Origin of the sequence: Piscinibacter sp. XHJ-5 (genome assembly GCF_029855045.1) — a bacterium.
GTDB lineage: Bacteria > Pseudomonadota > Gammaproteobacteria > Burkholderiales > Burkholderiaceae_C > Albitalea.
Genome location: NZ_CP123228.1, coordinates 1,595,587 through 1,613,077, shown reverse-complemented (window position 1 = coordinate 1,613,077; position 17,491 = coordinate 1,595,587). Strand labels below are relative to the sequence as shown.

Here is a 17,491-nt window from a genome sequence, read left to right as displayed (position 1 = left end):
GAGGATTTCTCCTGTTCCATCTAGTTTGGCGTTGCGGCCGCCAAGGCCCGCCAGTCGTCGACCTGGATTCTCGCCACCACGGTCCAGCGAGTGATGCCGGGCTCGATGACGGCCGCCTCGCCTTCAGCCAGATGCGGAGGCCCTGCCACGGCTCGGAATGGGTTGCCATGGCCCACGATCCATCGGTTGCGTGCTTGCGGCACCGGTGAGGCCAGCAAGCGCTTGAGCCCTGCATGGTCGCCGCCCTGCGATTCACGGACCTCGGGACGCGGCGTCACGTCCTGGAGCATGAGCCGTGCATGCTCCATCGTGCGGCACAACGGGCTGGCCAGGACATCGCCGCGCGCCAGTCGAAGCGTCCGGATCTGCCGACCGATCTCCATCGCATCCCGCCGACCCTGCTCCGACAACGGGCGCTGGTTCTGGCAGTCGCCATAGTCCTGCATGCCCGAATCGTTCTTCGAGAAGTCCGTGGCCGTGTGGCGGAAGTACACGACGTAGCCGCCGCGTCTCAACGCCGACACGAGGTCGGCGCCTCGGAGCGTGGATGCCGGCGCCGACGATGGGGCGTTGTCGATGACGGCCGTGTCTTGCGCCCGGATCTGCGGTGCTGGCGCAAGCGCCACGAGCGATGCCAGCGTCGCAAAAGCCCATCCGGCACGAGCTCTTGGCAATGACCCCGCTTGCATGGAACCGCACTCCTGTGGCGCGGCGGCCGATGGGAGCTGCGCAGTTGGAACCTCGGCTCCGCATCGGAACACGCCCGGCGAACATCATGGTACGCGTCCACGACCGAATGCGGCGAATTCCGATGCGCACTCGGCGCAAGTCCTAGGGCGCTGCTGAAAAAGACAAGGCGGGCTCGGCAATCTGTCGATGGCGGTGACGCGACCGCCTTTCGACAATGAACGCACTCGAACGCCGCCACGGCGTCGCCAACCGAGACAGTTGCATGGAAACCACCGCGCCGGCCGCACATCTCACGCTGGACCAAGTCTTCCGGCTGGCCCTCGATAACAAGTCGGCGCCGAAGGCCGTCGCCCTGCTGCATGCGCAGGGGGTCGGCCATGCCTTCGCGGCCGATTTCAAGGCGCAGTGGGCGCACTTCACGCATGGCGACCACGAGCTCGCGACGATGCTCGCCAACCACTTCTATCGAGGGCTGGAAAAGCTTGGCAGCCCGTTTCCGCAGCTCCTGCAGGCGCTTCTGTCCGAAGAAGCAGCAGGCTCGGCCGAGGCGCTGTCGACACGGCTGCAGAGCCTGAGCACGCACCGGTGGAGCTTCCTCGCGCATGCCGAGGCATGGACCACCATCGGCTCGGTGGCCGGGGGCTTCCTGCAACAGGCCCACGCGGTCGATGTGGTGGAGGCGCTTGCCGCCCTCATGTCGAGCCTGGACGATCTGGACCATGTCGAGACGCTTCTCCAGCTGGCCGCCAGGGTCGACAAGAGTGCGCGCGCCTCGGCCTACGCGCGTGCCGCCCTCGCCCTGATGCGCAACGGCAACCATCTGAGCGATGTGAGCGCGTGGGACGCGATCATCTCGGCCGTCGTGGCGAGGGACCGTCAGGACACATCCGCCGCGTCGTACCTCGTCGAGGCCATGCAGCAGCTGGAATGTGTCGACGTGATGTCGGAAGACGCCTTGCAGAAGTGGACGACGTACCTGCTGCACGATCGCGAAGACCGCATCCACCTGTCGAAGCTGCTGAAGTGCGAGCTCCGTGAGAGAGTCATGGATCTCTTTCTTGGGAAGCACCCGGTCCTGAACTGGAAGGATGCCTGGGACGTGCCTCACTTTCTTTCCGAGGTGCTGCGGGAGTACGACGACCAGGAGGAAGCGATCCAGCAAATCCTCGAGAGCGAACATGGGTTGTCGCCGCAGGCGGTGGTGGAGGTGGCTCGTGCGCTCGAGCGCTTCCGATGCAGCAGCGAGTCGATATGGGCCAACGTCATGACGCTGATGCAAGGACTGAGCGACGAGCCTCTGTCGCAGGCGTGCGGGCATGCCATCCGGGGGCTGACCAACGCCAAGATGATGTCGGAGAAGTTCCGACAAGCGTTGCTGGACCGCGTGAATGCGATCGACGACCCGCTCGGCAGCTTCAGGCCGAGGCTGCTGATGGCGTCGAACGCGGACGACTGGTCCCGGCTGTGGCAGGACGCAAGGCAGCACCTCCTGGCCCGGACGTGGGGTGAAGCGTTGAACGACTTCCTCTTCAAGGCATTCGGCGCCGGGAGGGGACAGATCCCCGCGCCGACCGCGGTGCTGGAGCAGATCATCGGGGCCGCGAACGGCGACAACATCATCTCGCAGTGGTGTGAGTGGGCCTTCACGCAGTCGGACCTGGCGCCGGGCTGTCGTCTGCTGCTCCTGAAGACGATTTGCGCAAGCGGGCACGACGCGCTCAAGCGGGTGCTTCCCGACAAGGTCGAGACGCTCGGGACACTGGCTCAGCTTCATCCCGAAGAATGGGCGGCCCTGCCGGACAACACGCTGGTGCCGGCGACGGACGCCGCCTACTTCCTCGCGAAGTTCGTGGCTCGACTGTGGATGGGCAAGTGCAGAAACGAACACGTGTGGCGCCTGGTACAGCAGTGGGTCAAGCAGCTTCCTGACGCCGACAAGCCATGGCTGTCCATGTCGATCAAGCTGGCACTCAACGCGGGCAACAAGGCCAAGTGGTCCACCCAGGCCGTGCCCACTGACCCCAAGCTCGACTCGCTGGCGCTGGATCGCGACGCGGCGTCTCCAGCGTGGTCCCACGCCATCAGCCTCGCGCTGCAGGCCAGGCCGTGGCCCGGGCAGGCCCTCTACGCGACGGCGCTGCGTGCTGCCCTCGTCACTGGAAAGCTGAGCTGGGATGCGATGGCGCAGGTGAAGCAGCATCGCGACGATCTGCAAAAGAAGTCTCCGGCGGTCCGGTGGGACATCGCCTTCCACGGCAGCGAGAGTGCAGGGAAGATGGAGCCCGTCTCCTTCTGCACCTCGCCAGTCCTGTTCGCGGTGCTGCAGCCCTGGGTGAAAGCGATCCTCGACGTGGCCGACGCGGCCATCGCCAAGACGTCCGACCGGGCGGCGCTGGCCCTCTGCCTGAAGAACATCGGGTTGGCCCTCCAACGCAAGCGCACCCCGGCCATCACGCAATGGGGCATGCCAAAGGGGTTCGGCACGCTGAGAGAGCAAATCTTCGGCAGCGACCCGCAGTTCCTGATCTCCGAGGACATCCTGAGCGGCATCCTCCAGAAGGATGGCAATGCCACGGTGCTGTCGAAGGCGCTGCTGGGCGAGCTGCAGACGCTGCGGGGTTTCGCCCCCGACGACGAGAAGGCGCAGCGGCTCGCGTCGACCCAGAGTGCGCTGGCCACCGCGATCGCGCACCCCGACTTCACCCAGCAAGCCAAGGACTACCACGTCTTCGACGTCGTGGTCGCCGACAAGAACGACGCAAGACTGCTGCTTCTCGGCGACGAGATGGTGTGCTGCCTGGCGCCGGACGGCAAAGAGGGCGAGCACCTGCTCGAGCGCCTCACGGGGGGATGGGTGCTGGTGGTGGCGCGAGACCAGCGCAAGCAGATCGCAGGCGTGGCGTGGTGCGCGCCATGCGTGACGTCGGACGGCAAGGCGGTGCTGGCCTGCGACTACGTCAACCTCAAGATGCGTCTGTCGAAGATGGTCGAGCGCGATGGCGAGACCGTGCTGTGCACCGCGGGCGCCGCCACCATGGATGCATTGGTCGCCATGCTGCCGAAGGCGGCCAAGGCGCTCGGGCTGGCGGGCGCGGTGTTCGCGGTGCCGCAGCACGGCTGGATGGTGTCTTGCCACGTGCCCGAAGGCCTGGGTGGCAAGCCCAGGTCGCTGGCACTCAAGTTCATGGAGTCGCCCATGCAGGGCCAGCCGTTCTATGTCGATCACATCGGAAAGCCGGGTGCCAAGTGGGTCGACCTCGGCTGAGGTGACTCGGAATTTTGCGCAGGCAATCTGCCGATGGAGGTTTCGAGCAGCGCTTTCCACAATGGCCCCGCCGGCCGGCGGCACACCGAGGAGGTCATCGCGCCATGGAAACCACTGGCGAACGTGTCGCATCGTCGACGTTTGCAAAGTCCTTTGCGTTGGGGAAAGACAGGGACACGGCTCGCGACGCCGTCGCGCAGCTGTACGCACATCGCGACAGCAAGAGCTTCCTGAGCGACTTCAAGGTCGAGTGGACGCGCGCCATCGGCGAACGGCCGCAAGTCGTGAACGATCTCGCGTCCAACTTCATCCACGGACTGGAACAGTTCGACAAGCCGTTCGGCACCCTGCTGCAGGCGGTGCTGCTCGAGGCGGCGCTGAGCGATCCCTTGGCACTGGCCCAACGCCTCCAGGACCTGATCGGCGTCGACACCAGCGCCATGATGTTCATGGACCCCGGATTCTCGGACGCCGTCTTCCGCGCTGCCTCGGTCTGCATGGAGACGATGGACGCGCCGACGATCCTCGAGGCATTGGCGCGGCTGCTGGTGCAAATGCAGCGGCCGGATGTCCGGCGCGTGATGGAACTCGCCGGCAAGGCCAAGGCCGAGGTTCGGGCTTCCACGTTCGCCTCCGTCGCGTGTGCCTTGACGGAAGGCGAGTGCGGCCTGGACCAGGCAGCGTGGACGACGATCATTGCCGCGGCGGCCAGCCGCCACTCGACAGACACCGGCGCGGCGTCGCTGCTTGCGTCGGCCCTGAGAGGCATCACGAAGCAGGACCTGGTGACCGATGCGGCCCTCCGGCAATGGATCGGCCACCTCCTGCGCGACGACAACGACCGCGCGGTGCTGCCGACGATGCTCGAGTGCGCGCTGGGCGAGCGCGTGGTCCAGCTTTTCCTGCCAGAGCCTGGCACCCTCGACCCATGGCCGGCCTGCGGCGGCACCAAGGGTGTCATGAAGTCCCTGGTCATGGCGCTGTACCGCTCCAATCCCGCTTCGGTGAGCACCATGGTGATCCAGCATCTCCTGGACGACGACCAATGGCAGTGGCCGCACGCCGTGCCGGAGCTGGCCCAGGCGATGTCCCAGTTGAGGTGGTCCGTCGAGACCGACTGGGACAACGTGATCCTTCTCGCCACCCGGCTGCCGGGTGGCGACATCGTGGACACCTGCGCGCATGTCGTCGAAGCGCTGTCGCGCCGATCGGCGCTCACGAAGAAGCGGTACGAGACGCTGCTCCACCTCGAGTGATACCTGGACCAGCCGCTGGACATTTTCAGGTTGCACGTGCTGCTGCTGCCGCACTGCCACCCGGACAGCCTGCCGCGGCTGCTGGCCGATCTGTGGCGCGACGCCAGGCCCCATCTCGACCAGTCCGGCTGGGCCTCACCGGTCCTGCAGTATCTGCGCACGGCGTTCAAGCCGGCCGCCGGGAGCACGGTCGCTCCACCGGCGGTGTGCCGCCAGATCGTGCAGGACGCGATCGGCGACAACCTGGTGGCGAAGTGGATCCGGCAAAACGTGCCGGCGGGTGGGCTCCCCGAGCAAAGTCGATCCCAGCTGTTCCGGCTGATCGTGACGAGCGGTCCCGACGTGCTCAAGCGGCTGTTGCCCGGCGAAGTGGTCTTTCTGTCGTCCATCGCACGGCACGCGCCGCAGGACTGGGCAGCCATGCCGCCCGGCACGCTCGTGCCTGCCGAGGCGCCGCTGCCCTTCCTGCAGCGGCTCGTGAGCCAGCTGTGGAAGGATCAGTGCCGGGTTCCGGCCGTGTGGCAGCAAATCCAGCGCTGGGTCGCACAGCTGCCGGTGTCGGACCGGCGGTGGATGGAGCTGTACATCAAGCTCACCATCAACACCACGAGCAAGCCAGGTGCGCCCGACAAGGACCTGCCGGCCCAGCCGGTCCTCGCCAAGACCGTGCTGGACAAGCCCTGGCCGGGATGGGTCGAGTGCATCGCGCTGGCGACCCGCACCAAACAGTGGCCGGCCCAAGGCGTCTACCAGGAAGCATTGCTGAACGGCTTGACGCGCGGCGTGCTGGGTTTCGAGCAGATCGTGGGCGTGAGGCAGCAGCGCGACACGTGGCGCCAGAAATACCCGACGATCCGCTGGGATGCCGTGTTCGGCGGCCAGGCGGCCCTCGGGCCGGGCAAGCGCTTCTGCACCTCACCGCAGCTGTTCGCGGTGCTGCAGCCCTGGGTTGCCAGCATCCGTGAGATCGTCCTCACCGCCATCGCGCAGCCGACGGCGAAGAAGGCAGACCTCGTCAAGTGCTTGCGCAGCCTGGGCCGAGCACTGCACGGGAAGGTCGGCCCGAACAGCCCGATCGAGACGTGGTCATCGCCCGCCAACGGCAAGCTCGACGGCCTGCTGAAGCTGATCTTCGGGGAGGACGAGCAGTGCATGTTGAACGAAGAGATGATGAGCGGCCTCGTCGTCACCATCAACGAAAAGAACAAGGCCCGTCGGCGTGAGCTGACCAAGGCGCTGCTGGACAGCCTGGAACAACTTCGCACGATGGCCGGCGACGCCGCGAAAGCCCACGACGCACAGTTGCAGCGCAGGCAGGAGGCGGTGCTCGCCTTCATCAACCGGGACGGATTCGAGACTCACCGCAACGACTTTCACGTCTACACGTGGGAGGTGCTCGACAAGGAGCAGGCCGTCAGCCTGCTGCTCGGGGAAGAGGTCAACTGCTGCCTCAAGCCGAGCGGCAAGATGGCCGACCGCATGGTGGAGCGCCTGGCCGGCCCGTGGGTGCTGCTGGTCGCCAAGGACAGGAAAGGCGGGGTGGTGGGCGTAGGCTGGTGCCTGCCGTGCATCGCGCCGAACGGCGACCTCGTGCTGGCCTGCGAATTCATGGACCTCAAGGTGCGGCTGTCCGAGCAGGTCGCCGTCACTCGCCCGTTCGGCGGCGAAGTCAGGCTCGGATCCGTCCTGTGCACACAGGGACAGGCGACGCTCGATGCCCTGGTGACGTGGTTGCCCAGGCTGGGCCACACGCTGGGTTTCCGGTCGACGTATCTCGGGGCGCTGCACTATGGCCGCTGCGACGGGTGGCAGACGCCCGACACATGGCAGTGGCAGCAGTTGGCGCTGCGGCCCATCGAGCCGCTGTTCCTCGGCAAGCCGTACTACACCGACAACGTCGGCCAGGTCGACGAACGGAGCGGCCAGCTCAGGAACGACTGGGTCCTGCTGAGCTGAGTCGCCCCGGGAGCGGACCTCGGCTCACCGGCTTGTGGGCCTCGAACGGCGTGCTTCCTACGCAACGAGAAACTGCCCGCGCGCCGCTTGTGTGATCGCCACCACGCAAGGATGCGTGATGCGCCGCTCCACGGAGATCGCGAAGAACTCCTCGACCAGTTCCGATGTTCGTCCCAGCAGCTTGACGGCGTACTGGCTGCAGGTCTCCGCCTCGAGAACGGTGGGTGACATGAAGATGCCTCGCCCTTCCCCTCCGAACGCCTTCATCAGGGCGGCATCGTCGAACTCGCCGATGAGCCGCGGACGCAGGCCCTGCTCGGCCAGCCAGACGTCCAGCCGCTGGCGCATCGCCGACGAGGCGCCCTGGATCAGCATCGGAGCGCCGTCCAGGCACTGCGGAAACCGGCCCTTGAGCGATCGCTTCAAGCCCGCTGCCGCGAAGAAGCTCATCGCGGTGGTTCCCAGGGCGTGGTTGAACGCCTTCACGCTGGTCTGCTTGCCCATCGGCTCATCGGCGATGACGAGGTCGAGCCGGTTCACCGAGATCTGCGCGAGCAGGTCCTCGAAGGTGCCTTCGTGGCAGATGAGGCGCACGTGCGCTGGCACGGCGAGCGCCGGCTCCAGCAGCCGGTAGGCGATCGCCTTGGGCACGGAATCCGCGATGCCGACCCGGAACTCCAGCGTTCGACGACCGTCGCGCTTGTCCTGCAGCGCCGACTCCAGCTCCGCACCCAGCGTGAAGATCTGCTCCGCATAACGAAGCGCGGCGCGCCCTTCGTCGGTGAGCTCCAGGCGTCGACCGCTCTTCTTGAACAGCGCGCAGCCGAGCCGGCCTTCCAGGAGCTTGATCTGCGTCGACAGTGTCTGCGGGGTGACATGCAGCTGCTCGCCCGCGCGCACGATGCCGCCCGCCTTGGCGGCAGCCCAGAAGTAGTAGAGATGCTTGTAGTTCACCTGACCGCCTTCGTTTGGCTTGCGCCAGCGACACCTCGCTTTTCTCGAAGTGTCGGGCTCACTAAATCGACTTTACGTGAATCACCGGTTCGCCTAAGTTTCAGGCTTCCGCGCCTCGCCGTCCGGCGATCCGCCCTTCAATTCAAACGCGTTTCGCACTCCCCGCCATGGAACTTCTGCTCGACCCGAACGTCTGGATCGCCTTCGCCATGCTCACCGGCCTGGAGATCGTTCTGGGCATCGACAACATCATCTTCATTTCCATCCTTGTCGGCCGGCTTCCGCCGGGCCAGCGCGATCGCGCGCGCAAGGTGGGCCTGGGGCTGGCGATGGTGACCCGGCTGCTGCTGCTGCTGTCGCTCAGCTGGGTCATGGGCCTGACCGCCGACCTCTTCACCGTCCTCGGCACCGGCATCAGCGGACGCGATCTGGTGCTACTGCTCGGCGGCCTGTTCCTTCTCTACAAGGCCTCGCACGAGATCTTCGTCGAGGTCGAGGCGCGTGACGAGCATGGGCCCGGCGAGACGCCGCTCACGGCGGGCGATGCGGGCAGGGGCCTGTTCCTGAGCATCATCGGCCAGATCGCGATCATCGACATCGTGTTCTCCCTCGACTCTGTCATCACCGCCGTCGGCATGGTCGACCAGATCGGCGTGATGGTGGCTGCGGTCGTGGCCTCGGTCGGCGTGATGCTGCTGGCCGCCAAGCCCATCGGCGAGTTCGTCGAGCGGCATCCATCGATCAAGGTGCTGGCGCTGGCATTCCTCGTGATGGTGGGCATGGCGCTCACCGCCGAAGCCTTCGACAAGCACGTGCCCAAGGGCTACATCTATGCCGCCATGGCGTTCTCGCTGCTCGTCGAGTCGCTCAACATCCGCAGCCGCGGCAAGCGGCAGGCCAAGGCGCTCGGAGGCGTGGGGCATTCATAAGCAAATTCCGAAGCGTCCATGCCGAAAATACGACTTTTCCGGAAGGCTTGAACGCCCCAGAGTTCACCTCAACTGATGTCGATCCACCCCTGCACCCATTTCTCACCACCAGGAACCTCATGAACCACAGTCTTCAGACCTACGGCCCGGGACATGCGGACATCGCCGTCTCGGCCGCCCAACGCAACCGAGTGCTCCGCAACACCTACTGGCTGCTCGCGCTGTCGATGGTCCCCACCGTGCTGGGCGCCTGGATCGGCGTGTCGACAGGCCTGGCCGGCGCGATGTCACCGGGCATCGGCCTGGTCGTGTTCCTCGTCGGGGCATTCGGCTTCATGTTCGCCATCGAGAAGACGAAGGAATCGGCTGCCGGCGTGCCGGTGCTGCTCGCGTTCACGTTCTTCATGGGCCTCATGCTCTCGCGCCTCGTGGGCGCGGTCCTCGGCCTGGGCAACGGCGCCAGCCTCGTGATGACGGCGTTCGCCGGTACCGGCGCCATCCTTCTCGGCATGGCATCGCTGTCGACCATCATCAAGCGGGACCTCTCCGCGATGGGCAAATGGCTGTTTGTCGGCGCCGTCATGCTGCTCGTCGCCGGCCTCGCCAACGTCTTCATCCAGTCGGGGGCGCTGATGATCACGCTGTCGGTGCTGGCAATCGGCCTCTTCTCCGCATTCATCCTCCATGACCTCAAGCGTGTGCAGGACGGGCTCGAAACGAACTACATCAGCGCCACGCTGGGCGTCTACCTGAGCCTGTACAACGTGTTCCAGTCGCTGCTGATGCTGCTCGGCATCGGCGGTGGCCGAGACGAATGACGATGCAAGGCACTTCGGGCGCGAGCTGAAGCCACGCTGATCATGAGACACGAGCAAACCTGTCCTTCCTCGAACAGCCTGGCTGCCATCGCATGGGCCGGCTTGCGCGTCGTCCTCGCCGCCATCGCGGGGCTGGTTCTGATGCTGGGTGCCTTGCTGGCGGCTGTATTTCTCGGCGGTCTGGTGCTGCTGGCCACGCTGCGGGGAGGTCGTCGCCGATCGATGTCGTTCGGGGCAACGCCGCGGCACGCTGCGACGCCAGGCGACGTCATCGACATCGAGGTGCGCGAGGTCGCGACGCGGGAAGCGCACCGGCCCTGAGCAATCCTCAGGGCGCCGGCAGGTCGCGGCGCTCCAGCAAGGTGAGGCCCACCAGCCTGGAAACGACCGCGGCCAGGTACATCACGCCGACGAACATCTCCACGGCCGCCAGCATGCGGGCATGGGTGCTGAGCGGGATGACGTCGCCGATGCCGGTGCTCGACAGCAGCGCGAAGCTCATGTACATGAGCTCGGTCCACCTTCGCGGCGATTCGGGGTTGACCGCGGCCGCGAAGCATCCGGGCTGCAGGGCTTGCATCAGCACGTACAGGTAGGCGAACCCCCAAGCCAGCAGCGTGAAGGTGGCGCCGGCGGCAAACAGCTCGTCCGTGGTCGCCCGGCGGTCGGCCATCATGTAGGCGATGAGACTGCCGGCGGCGTAGAAATAGAACACCGCCTCCAGCGCCGCGGACCATGGCAGCAGCCACGGCACGTCGAACAGCACCTGCAGCGCCAGCATCACCACGGCCGGCAGCGCGATACCGCCGGAGACCCAGTTCAGTCCCGGCGTGCGGCGCACCATTCCGGTGGTAACCGCCAGCACGACGATCCCGAACACACCGAAGCCGATGCGGCCGGCGTCGGTGCCTTCGATGAACGGGTACAGCAGCATGCCGGCCAGCTGCACGACCAGAAGAATCGCCGACGGATGGCGGCGCGTGTTGTCAAGCCAGCGGAGGAGGCGCATCGGACGATTGTCCTGCGACGGGCCTGCAGATTCGCCTGACCAATGCGAGCGTCATGGACGGGCCGCGACCCCGGGGCACCTGCCGCGGCTGCGCCCGCGCAATGCGCGGGAATGTCGAACTACCCGGTGGAGTTGCGGCGCATCCGCCTCGACGGCTGGATGGCCGGGTTCTGCAGCAGTTCCTTGGCGGCGAGGACCGGCGCCAGCGTCCGATATCGCTCGATGGACCAGGCGGCGCGGATCAGCAGCTTGGCTTCCTCGCGGTCGACATCCCGGCTGCTGAGCATCGCCGCGAAACACGCCGACTCCCACCGCTCCTGCGAGAGCACATCCGACTCGATCTGTTGAGACACAAGACACCCCGACCTGTCTGTTATGGTTGAACGAACGGTACGCCGACGGGACCCGGACGGCAAGATGGTTTTCCGCCCGGTACACCGGTTGCCTCTTGCTTCCATATGGACACGAGACTTCGCATGCGTGCGCCGCATCCGAGTCACTGCCCGCCGCGCGCGACCTGGGCGGCGTAGAGCGCGCGCACGGTGTCGATGGTGTCTGCGTCCTCGGGCCGCTTGTCGGGCCGATAGCCTTTGACGCGGGCAAAGCGCAGCGCCAGGCCGCCCGGGTAGCGGGTGCTCGCCTGGAGGTCGTTGAAGGCGACTTCGATCACCAGTTCCGGTCGCACGTGAACCGTGTAGTCGTCGCGTTGGCTCTCACGCGCCAGCAGCTCATGGGTCTGCCACTCCAGCAGCGCGTCGGTCATGCCCTTGAACGTCTTGCCGAGCATGACCCAGCCGCCGTCCGCATCGCGGGCTCCGAGATGCAGGTTGGACAGCCAGCCGCTGCGGCGACCGTGGCCCCATTCGGCGGCTAGCACGACGAGATCGAGGGTGTGCGCCCGCTTGACTTTCAGCCAGCTGGCCCCGCGGCTGCCTGCCTCGTAGGGCGCGTCCAGCGACTTGGCCATGACGCCTTCGTGACCGCGCGCCAGGGCATCGGCATAGAAGTCCTCGGCGGCCGCGACCTCGGCGGTGATCAGCCGCGGGATCAGCAGCGGCGCCGGCAAGGCATCGGCGAGCGCGTCGAAGCGCTCGCGCGCCGGACGATCGACGAGCGACACCCCGTCGCGATGCAGGCAATCGAAGAAGTACACCGCCAGCGGCAGTTCGGATCGCATGCGCGCGACGTCGAGCCGGCGCCCGAACCGGCGCATCGTGACCTGGAACGGCTGAGGCGCGCCGTCGGGGGTCAGCGCGACCGCCTCGCCGTCGAGGATGAGCTCGCGCGCCGCCACCATGCCCAGCGCTTCGACGATCTCCGGCACCGACCCGGTGACGTCGTTCAGGCTGCGCGTGTAGACCGTGACCTTGTCGCCCGCCTTGTGGACCTGCACGCGCGCGCCGTCGACCTTCCACTCCAGTGCGGCGGTGCCCAGTTGGGACAGCGCGGCCGCGATGTCGTCGGCCGGCTGCGCCAGCATCGGCTGCAGCGGCCGGTGCAGTGCCACGGCAATCCGCGCCAGCGCATCGGCTCCTTCCGTCAGCGCGACCCGTGCGACGGTCGGCAGGTTGCCCACCAGCATCGCCGCACGCCGCACGTCGACCACCGGCAGCCCGGCTGCAGCCGCGATCGCCTCGATCATCACGCCCTCCAGCGCGCCCTGGCGAAGCTCGCCGACGAACAGCCGCACCAGGAAGTCCTGCTCCACCGGGGTGGCGCGCTCGAACAGCGCGCGCAGCTGGGCGCCCCGTTCGGCGGCCGCTCCCTTGCCCTGCGTGGCCGCGATGCGCTCGAGCACCGCGTCGACATCGCGCAGCGCCAGCGACGCTTCATTCGCATGCGCGCCGCGCAGCGCAGCCAGCGTGGCGTAGCCGATCCCGATCCGGCCCTGGCGCGTTTCACCGGAGAGGTACGCGACAGCGATCTCCACTTCATCGCCTTGCGCCCCGCGAAGGCAGGCCGCGATCAGGTCCCGCTTGGCCAGGCGGCGGCTGGTCGCCGCGACACGGTCCGATGCCTCGACAACGGCGGCGAGCAAGGTGGTCATGGATGGATTGTGATCGGGCGTCGCATGGCGGCACCTCGGTGGACGGCGGTGCGGAGGCGGCGGTACCCCCCACACGAACGAGGCGATGCATCCCCCCACCGGCCGATGTTCGTATGTCTGCATGCCTTGCATCATTCACCCCTTGCGTTGAGGAGGACGACCATGCAGTTCGTGGAACGAGACGAAGGCGACTACCGCATCTGTGCCGAAGCCACCGGCGGCCAATTCGGCGAAGGGTATGTGGCCGCGGTGGTGATCCGCCGCGTGCGTGGCGACGCGACACCGGCCGAAGCATTCCGCGAAGCGTCGCTGGCCGGCGGCTACCACTGGCCGTCGCCCGAATCGGCCCTCGTCTATGCGCTGGGCAAAGGCCGGGAGCTGATCGTGGAGAAGCGCTATCGCCTGGCCTGCTGAACGAGCCGACGCAACGGCTCCCGCAACGGGGGCCTCGTCAGTCCGACAAGGCCGCCAGCGCCGCGCCCACCGCCATGCCCAGCACCGAGAACAAGACCCCGAGGCCCAGCCACATCGCACGGTCCTCGCCGTCCGGCACCACTTCCAGCGCCGCGGATCCGACCACGTAGACGAGTAGCACCGCGCCGAAGCCGTTGAGGCTCCATTGAACGCGGCGTTCGGTGACCAGGGAGCGGGGCGTCTGGGTGCGGGTGTTGAGCTTCAGCATGGTGAAGCCATTACATGCCGCAACTCGGGGCGGGGTCTATCGCCCGGTCAAGGGGCGCTTGATTGAGGGGTGCCGCGCGACGCGGCGAGGCTCGACCGCTCAGACGGCGTGCGGTGCCTGCGACAGCGGCGCCTCGGCGTCGAGCACCACGCGGCACCACCAGGCCTGGGGGTGCGCAGCCTCGTCGGCCGAGCCATCGCGGCGCTCGACGCCCACCAGCAGCAGCGCGTCGCCGCCCACGCGGCTGACGCGGGCACATTCCAGGCCGTCGAGCGGCTGCGGGATCTCGTCGCACAGGTCGCACTGCCAGAGCCGGGCCACGTCCTTGCGCACGCGAGGCGCCTGCGGCACCGGCGGACCCAGCGTCACGGTGTCGATGGTCAGGAAGGCGCGAACCGGCGTGACGGAGCGAAGCTCCTCCGCAGGCAGCTTGACGCCTTCGCGGCGCAGACAGACGACATCGACCAGCATGGTCGGAATTCTGCGGGCCAGCCCGGCCACGCCCCACACCTGATGTGCGGGTGTCCCCTCAACCAAGGGGTCGGCGGCTCATCGCCGCGCCTTCACCCGGCGTTCTTCCGCATGGCGGGAAACGGAGCGGATCGTTCACGGGGCCGCGACGGCCACGCGGACCGGCACCCGGCGCCGTCCGAAGGTCGAGGCGCGGCGGGCGAAACGGCCGGCGACGGGCGTGGCGCAGCGCGGGCAGACGCCGCTCTCGTCGAGATCGCAGCGCAGCACCTCATGCCAGTCGCGCACCACCAGCGCGGCGCCGCAGCCGGGACAGCAGGTGGTGCCGCCGTCGAGGTCGTGCACGTTGCCGGTGTAGACATAGCGCAGGCCGTGGGCCCGTGCGATCTCGCGGGCCCGTGCCAGCGTTGCCGGCGGCGTGGGCGGGACATCGAGCATCTTGTAGTCGGGGTGGAAGGCGGTGAAGTGCAGCGGCACGTCCGGCCCCAGGCGGTCGGCGATCCAGCGGCTCTCGGCCTCGATCTCGGCCACGCTGTCGTTGTGGCCCGGGATCAGCAGCGTCGTGATCTCGAGCCAGCAATCGGTCTCGTGCGCCACGAATTGCAGCGTGTCCAGGACCGGCGCCAGGTGAGCGCCGGTCTGCTGGAAGTAGAAGGCCTCGGTGAAGGCTTTCAGGTCCACATTGGCCGCGTCCATCTTCTCGTAGAAGGCCAGTCGGGGCCCGGCATGCATGTAGCCCGCCGTGACGGCCACCGTCTTCAAGCCGCGCGCATGGCAGGCGTCGGCCGTGTCCATGGCGTACTCGGCGAAGATCACCGGGTCGTTGTAGGTGAAGGCCACGCTGTCGGCACCGCATCGCCCCGCCGCCTCGGCGATGCGTTCGGGTGACGCCGCGTCCATCAGCCGATCCATCTCCCGGCTCTTGGAGATGTCCCAGTTCTGGCAGAACTTGCAGGCGAGGTTGCAGCCCGCCGTGCCGAACGAGAACACGCTGGAGCCGGGCAGGAAATGGTTCAGCGGCTTCTTCTCGATCGGGTCGATGCAGAAGCCGGAGCTGCGCCCGTAGGTGGTGAGCACCATCGCGTCGCCGACACGCTGGCGCACGAAGCACAGGCCGCGCTGGCCCTCGTGCAGCCGGCAATCGCGAGGGCACAGGTCGCACTGCACGCGGCCGTCGTCGAGCCGGTGCCACCAGCGCGCGGGGTGGTTCATGGCGCGGGCTCGTCGAAGGCGACCGCCGCGTAGCCGACGACGCGGCTGCTGTCGCCGGCCGTGTCGCCCGAGTTGCGCAGATCGAGCAGCCGTGCCCGGAGACGGCGGCGATGCGCGACCTGCAGCGCGCCATTCAGCGCGAAGGCGCCGCAGGCCTCGTCGGTCCCGATGCCGGCTTCGAGCGCCAGGACGCGGGCGATGGTCGCGCCGTCGAGGCGCCGCGCCTGGGCGCAGGGCAGGTAGTGCGAGAGGTCCGAGCTGATCACGATCAGCGTCTCGTCGCCGCCCCAGAGACGGTCGAGCACTTCGGCGACCTCGTCGCCAGAGGCATCACCGACGGCCAGCGGCACCAGCATGAAGTCGCCCAGCACGTTCTGCAAGAACGGCAGCTGCACTTCCAGCGAGTGCTCCAGCGCATGCGCGCCATCGTTGGCCACCACCTGCGGCAGGTCCTGCAGCTGCGCCATCGCGGCACGGTCGATGACGACTCGCCCCAGCGGTGTCTCGAATTCTTCCGCCGTCGGCGCGGCCAGCCCGCGAAGCGGCACCCGATGCGCCGGTCCCAGCAGCACCACGCGTTCGATGCGCGATCCCGTCAGGCGCGCATAGGCGTGGGCCGCCACCGGACCGGAATAGACATAGCCGGCGTGCGGCACCAGCAGCATCTTGGGCGGCGGACCGCCGGGATCGTCGACCTCGGCGAGCAACTGCACGAGCTGGTCGTTCAGCCTGCCCGAATCTGCCGGGTAGAAGGAGCCGGCCACGGCCGGCGCTCGGGTCGAGGAAGGCATGACTTCACCTCCTGCGACGAGTGTAGGCTCATGACTTCGCGCAAGCAGCCGCCCGCCTGCGCAGCAACTCCTGCTCCCGGGCGTTGCGCGTCAACCCCGCCGCCCGCTCGAACTCCTGCGCCGCCTCCGACGGCCGCCCCAGCTTTGCCAGCAGGTCGCCGCGCACCGCCGGCAGCAGGTGATAGCCGGCGAGCTGCGATTGCGCCACGATGGCATCGACCAGCTCCAGCCCGGCCTCGGGGCCGTAGGCCATGGCCACCGCCACCGCGCGGTTCAGTTCGACGATGGGCGAAGGTCGTGTCTGCGAGAGCGCGTCGTACAGCGCCGCGATGCGCGCCCAGTCGGTCTCTTCGGCGGTCTTGGCGCGCGCATGGCACGCCGCAATGGCGGCCTGCAGGGCATAGGGCCCGTGCCCTTGCGTCGCCACCAGGCGCTCCGCGCGCTCCAGCGCGACCAGGCCGCGGCGGATGAGCATGTGGTCCCAGCGCGCGCGGTTCTGGTCCAGCAGCAGGATGGGCTCGCCTTCGGGGCCGGTGCGCGCATGCGTGCGCGACGCCTGGATCTCCATCAGCGCGACCAGCCCGTGGACTTCGGGCTCGGCGGGCATCAGCTCGGCCAGCACGCGCCCCAGGCGCAGCGCTTCATCGCACAGCGAAGGGCGCATCCAGTCGTCGCCAGCGGTGGCCGAATAGCCCTCGTTGAACACGAGATACAGCACGCCCAGCACCGAGTCGAGCCGTGACGCGAGTTCCTCCTTTCGCGGCACCTCGAACGGCACCTTGGCCTCCGACAGCGTGCGCTTGGCCCGCACGATGCGCTGCGCGATGGTCGGCTCGGGCACCAGGAAGGCACGCGCGATCTCGTCGGTGGTCAGGCCGCCCAGCAGGCGCAGGGTCAGCGCGATGCGCGCGTCGGACGACAGCAGCGGATGGCAGGCGGTGAAGATCAGCCGCAGCAGGTCGTCGCCGATGTCGTCGTCGAGCGAGTCGGTGAAGTCGGGCACGATGAGCTCCTGCCGTGCGTCCATCTCGTGGCCCAGCTCCTCGTGCTTCTGCTGCGACATCTGCTGGTGGCGCAGCCGGTCGAGTGCTCGGTGCTTGGCGGTGGTCATCAGCCACGCGCCCGGGTTGTCGGGCACGCCCTTGTCGGGCCATTGCTCGAGCGCGATGACGAGCGCGTCCTGCGCCAGCTCCTCGGCCAGGCCCACATCGCGCACCATGCGCGCGACGCTGGCGATGATCTTGGCCGACTCGATTCGCCACACGGCTTCGATGGCGCGGTGGGTGGGAGATGCCGTCACGGGAAATGTCCTTCCTGGTGATCCTCACCGACACGACGAACCGGCGACGCCGGAATCGACATTCGTTGAAATGCATCGCATGGACATCGCTTGGCGCGTCCATGATATTGA

Annotated in this window: 17 protein-coding genes; 7 read left to right on the top strand and 10 right to left on the bottom strand. The window is 67.6% G+C overall.

The window, feature by feature from the left end; all coding sequences use genetic code 11:
- Window positions 1-20: 20 nt before the first annotated feature.
- On the bottom strand, window positions 21-626 hold the full coding sequence (locus P7V53_RS07580) for a histidine phosphatase family protein (RefSeq protein WP_280154876.1): 606 nt from the start codon (window positions 624-626) through the stop codon (window positions 21-23).
- A gap of 326 nt (window positions 627-952) precedes the next feature.
- Between P7V53_RS07580 and P7V53_RS07575 the strand changes: the two genes are divergently transcribed.
- The 3 genes from P7V53_RS07575 to P7V53_RS07565 all read left to right on the top strand — a co-directional run bounded on the left by P7V53_RS07575 (window position 953) and on the right by P7V53_RS07565 (window position 7,167).
- Window positions 953-3,955 carry a hypothetical protein gene (locus tag P7V53_RS07575; protein ID WP_280154875.1) on the top strand — a complete coding sequence of 1,001 codons (3,003 nt, stop codon included), beginning with the start codon at window positions 953-955 and terminating at the stop codon, window positions 3,953-3,955.
- A 104-nt stretch (window positions 3,956-4,059) separates the two neighbouring features.
- Window positions 4,060-5,211 (top strand): hypothetical protein, encoded by a 1,152-nt coding sequence (locus tag P7V53_RS07570; RefSeq protein ID WP_280154874.1) that lies wholly within the window; start codon window positions 4,060-4,062, stop codon window positions 5,209-5,211.
- A gap of 30 nt (window positions 5,212-5,241) precedes the next feature.
- Entirely contained in the window at window positions 5,242-7,167 is a 1,926-nt protein-coding gene (locus P7V53_RS07565; RefSeq protein ID WP_280154873.1) for a hypothetical protein, read from the top strand.
- A 57-nt stretch (window positions 7,168-7,224) separates the two neighbouring features.
- Here P7V53_RS07565 and nhaR read toward each other — a convergent pair whose 3' ends face one another.
- Window positions 7,225-8,121: a transcriptional activator NhaR gene (nhaR, locus tag P7V53_RS07560; RefSeq protein ID WP_280154872.1), complete on the bottom strand. Its 897-nt coding sequence runs from the start codon at window positions 8,119-8,121 to the stop codon at window positions 7,225-7,227.
- 167 nt (window positions 8,122-8,288) lie between these two features.
- Between nhaR and P7V53_RS07555 the strand changes: the two genes are divergently transcribed.
- The 3 genes from P7V53_RS07555 (at window position 8,289) to P7V53_RS07545 (ending at window position 10,189) form a co-directional block, all read left to right on the top strand.
- Complete coding sequence (locus tag P7V53_RS07555) at window positions 8,289-9,050, top strand: TerC family protein (protein WP_280154871.1); 762 nt, start codon at window positions 8,289-8,291, stop codon at window positions 9,048-9,050.
- 119 nt (window positions 9,051-9,169) lie between these two features.
- Complete coding sequence (locus P7V53_RS07550; protein WP_280154870.1) at window positions 9,170-9,868, top strand: Bax inhibitor-1 family protein; 699 nt, start codon at window positions 9,170-9,172, stop codon at window positions 9,866-9,868.
- 102 nt (window positions 9,869-9,970) lie between these two features.
- Window positions 9,971-10,189 (top strand): hypothetical protein, encoded by a 219-nt coding sequence (locus tag P7V53_RS07545; RefSeq protein WP_280154869.1) that lies wholly within the window; start codon window positions 9,971-9,973, stop codon window positions 10,187-10,189.
- A 7-nt stretch (window positions 10,190-10,196) separates the two neighbouring features.
- On the opposite strand, the gene P7V53_RS07540 is transcribed toward P7V53_RS07545, so the two are convergent.
- From P7V53_RS07540 to P7V53_RS07530, 3 genes are all read right to left on the bottom strand, one after another.
- Window positions 10,197-10,877 carry an ion channel gene (locus tag P7V53_RS07540; RefSeq protein WP_280154868.1) on the bottom strand — a complete coding sequence of 227 codons (681 nt, stop codon included), beginning with the start codon at window positions 10,875-10,877 and terminating at the stop codon, window positions 10,197-10,199.
- Window positions 10,878-10,996: 119 nt separating this feature from the next.
- Complete coding sequence (locus P7V53_RS07535; RefSeq protein WP_280154867.1) at window positions 10,997-11,230, bottom strand: hypothetical protein; 234 nt, start codon at window positions 11,228-11,230, stop codon at window positions 10,997-10,999.
- A gap of 143 nt (window positions 11,231-11,373) precedes the next feature.
- Window positions 11,374-12,924, bottom strand: coding sequence for an ATP-dependent DNA ligase (locus P7V53_RS07530; RefSeq protein ID WP_280154866.1), 1,551 nt, complete (start codon window positions 12,922-12,924; stop codon window positions 11,374-11,376).
- A gap of 162 nt (window positions 12,925-13,086) precedes the next feature.
- On the opposite strand from P7V53_RS07530, the gene P7V53_RS07525 reads away from it, so the two are divergent.
- Window positions 13,087-13,338 carry a hypothetical protein gene (locus tag P7V53_RS07525; protein ID WP_280154865.1) on the top strand — a complete coding sequence of 84 codons (252 nt, stop codon included), beginning with the start codon at window positions 13,087-13,089 and terminating at the stop codon, window positions 13,336-13,338.
- Between the two features lie 37 nt (window positions 13,339-13,375).
- Here P7V53_RS07525 and P7V53_RS07520 read toward each other — a convergent pair whose 3' ends face one another.
- The 5 genes from P7V53_RS07520 to P7V53_RS07500 all read right to left on the bottom strand — a co-directional run bounded on the left by P7V53_RS07520 (window position 13,376) and on the right by P7V53_RS07500 (window position 17,380).
- Window positions 13,376-13,606: a hypothetical protein gene (locus P7V53_RS07520; RefSeq protein ID WP_280154864.1), complete on the bottom strand. Its 231-nt coding sequence runs from the start codon at window positions 13,604-13,606 to the stop codon at window positions 13,376-13,378.
- A 99-nt stretch (window positions 13,607-13,705) separates the two neighbouring features.
- Window positions 13,706-14,077, bottom strand: coding sequence for a hypothetical protein (locus P7V53_RS07515; RefSeq protein WP_280154863.1), 372 nt, complete (start codon window positions 14,075-14,077; stop codon window positions 13,706-13,708).
- Window positions 14,078-14,212: 135 nt separating this feature from the next.
- Window positions 14,213-15,289, bottom strand: coding sequence for an AmmeMemoRadiSam system radical SAM enzyme (gene amrS, locus P7V53_RS07510; RefSeq protein WP_280154862.1), 1,077 nt, complete (start codon window positions 15,287-15,289; stop codon window positions 14,213-14,215).
- Window positions 15,286-16,080, bottom strand: a complete 795-nt coding sequence (gene amrB, locus P7V53_RS07505; protein ID WP_280154861.1) for an AmmeMemoRadiSam system protein B — start codon at window positions 16,078-16,080, stop codon at window positions 15,286-15,288. The genes amrS and amrB overlap by 4 nt, the downstream gene beginning before the upstream one ends.
- 28 nt (window positions 16,081-16,108) lie before the next feature.
- Window positions 16,109-17,380: an RNA polymerase sigma factor gene (locus P7V53_RS07500; protein ID WP_280154860.1), complete on the bottom strand. Its 1,272-nt coding sequence runs from the start codon at window positions 17,378-17,380 to the stop codon at window positions 16,109-16,111.
- Window positions 17,381-17,491 lie beyond the last annotated feature (111 nt).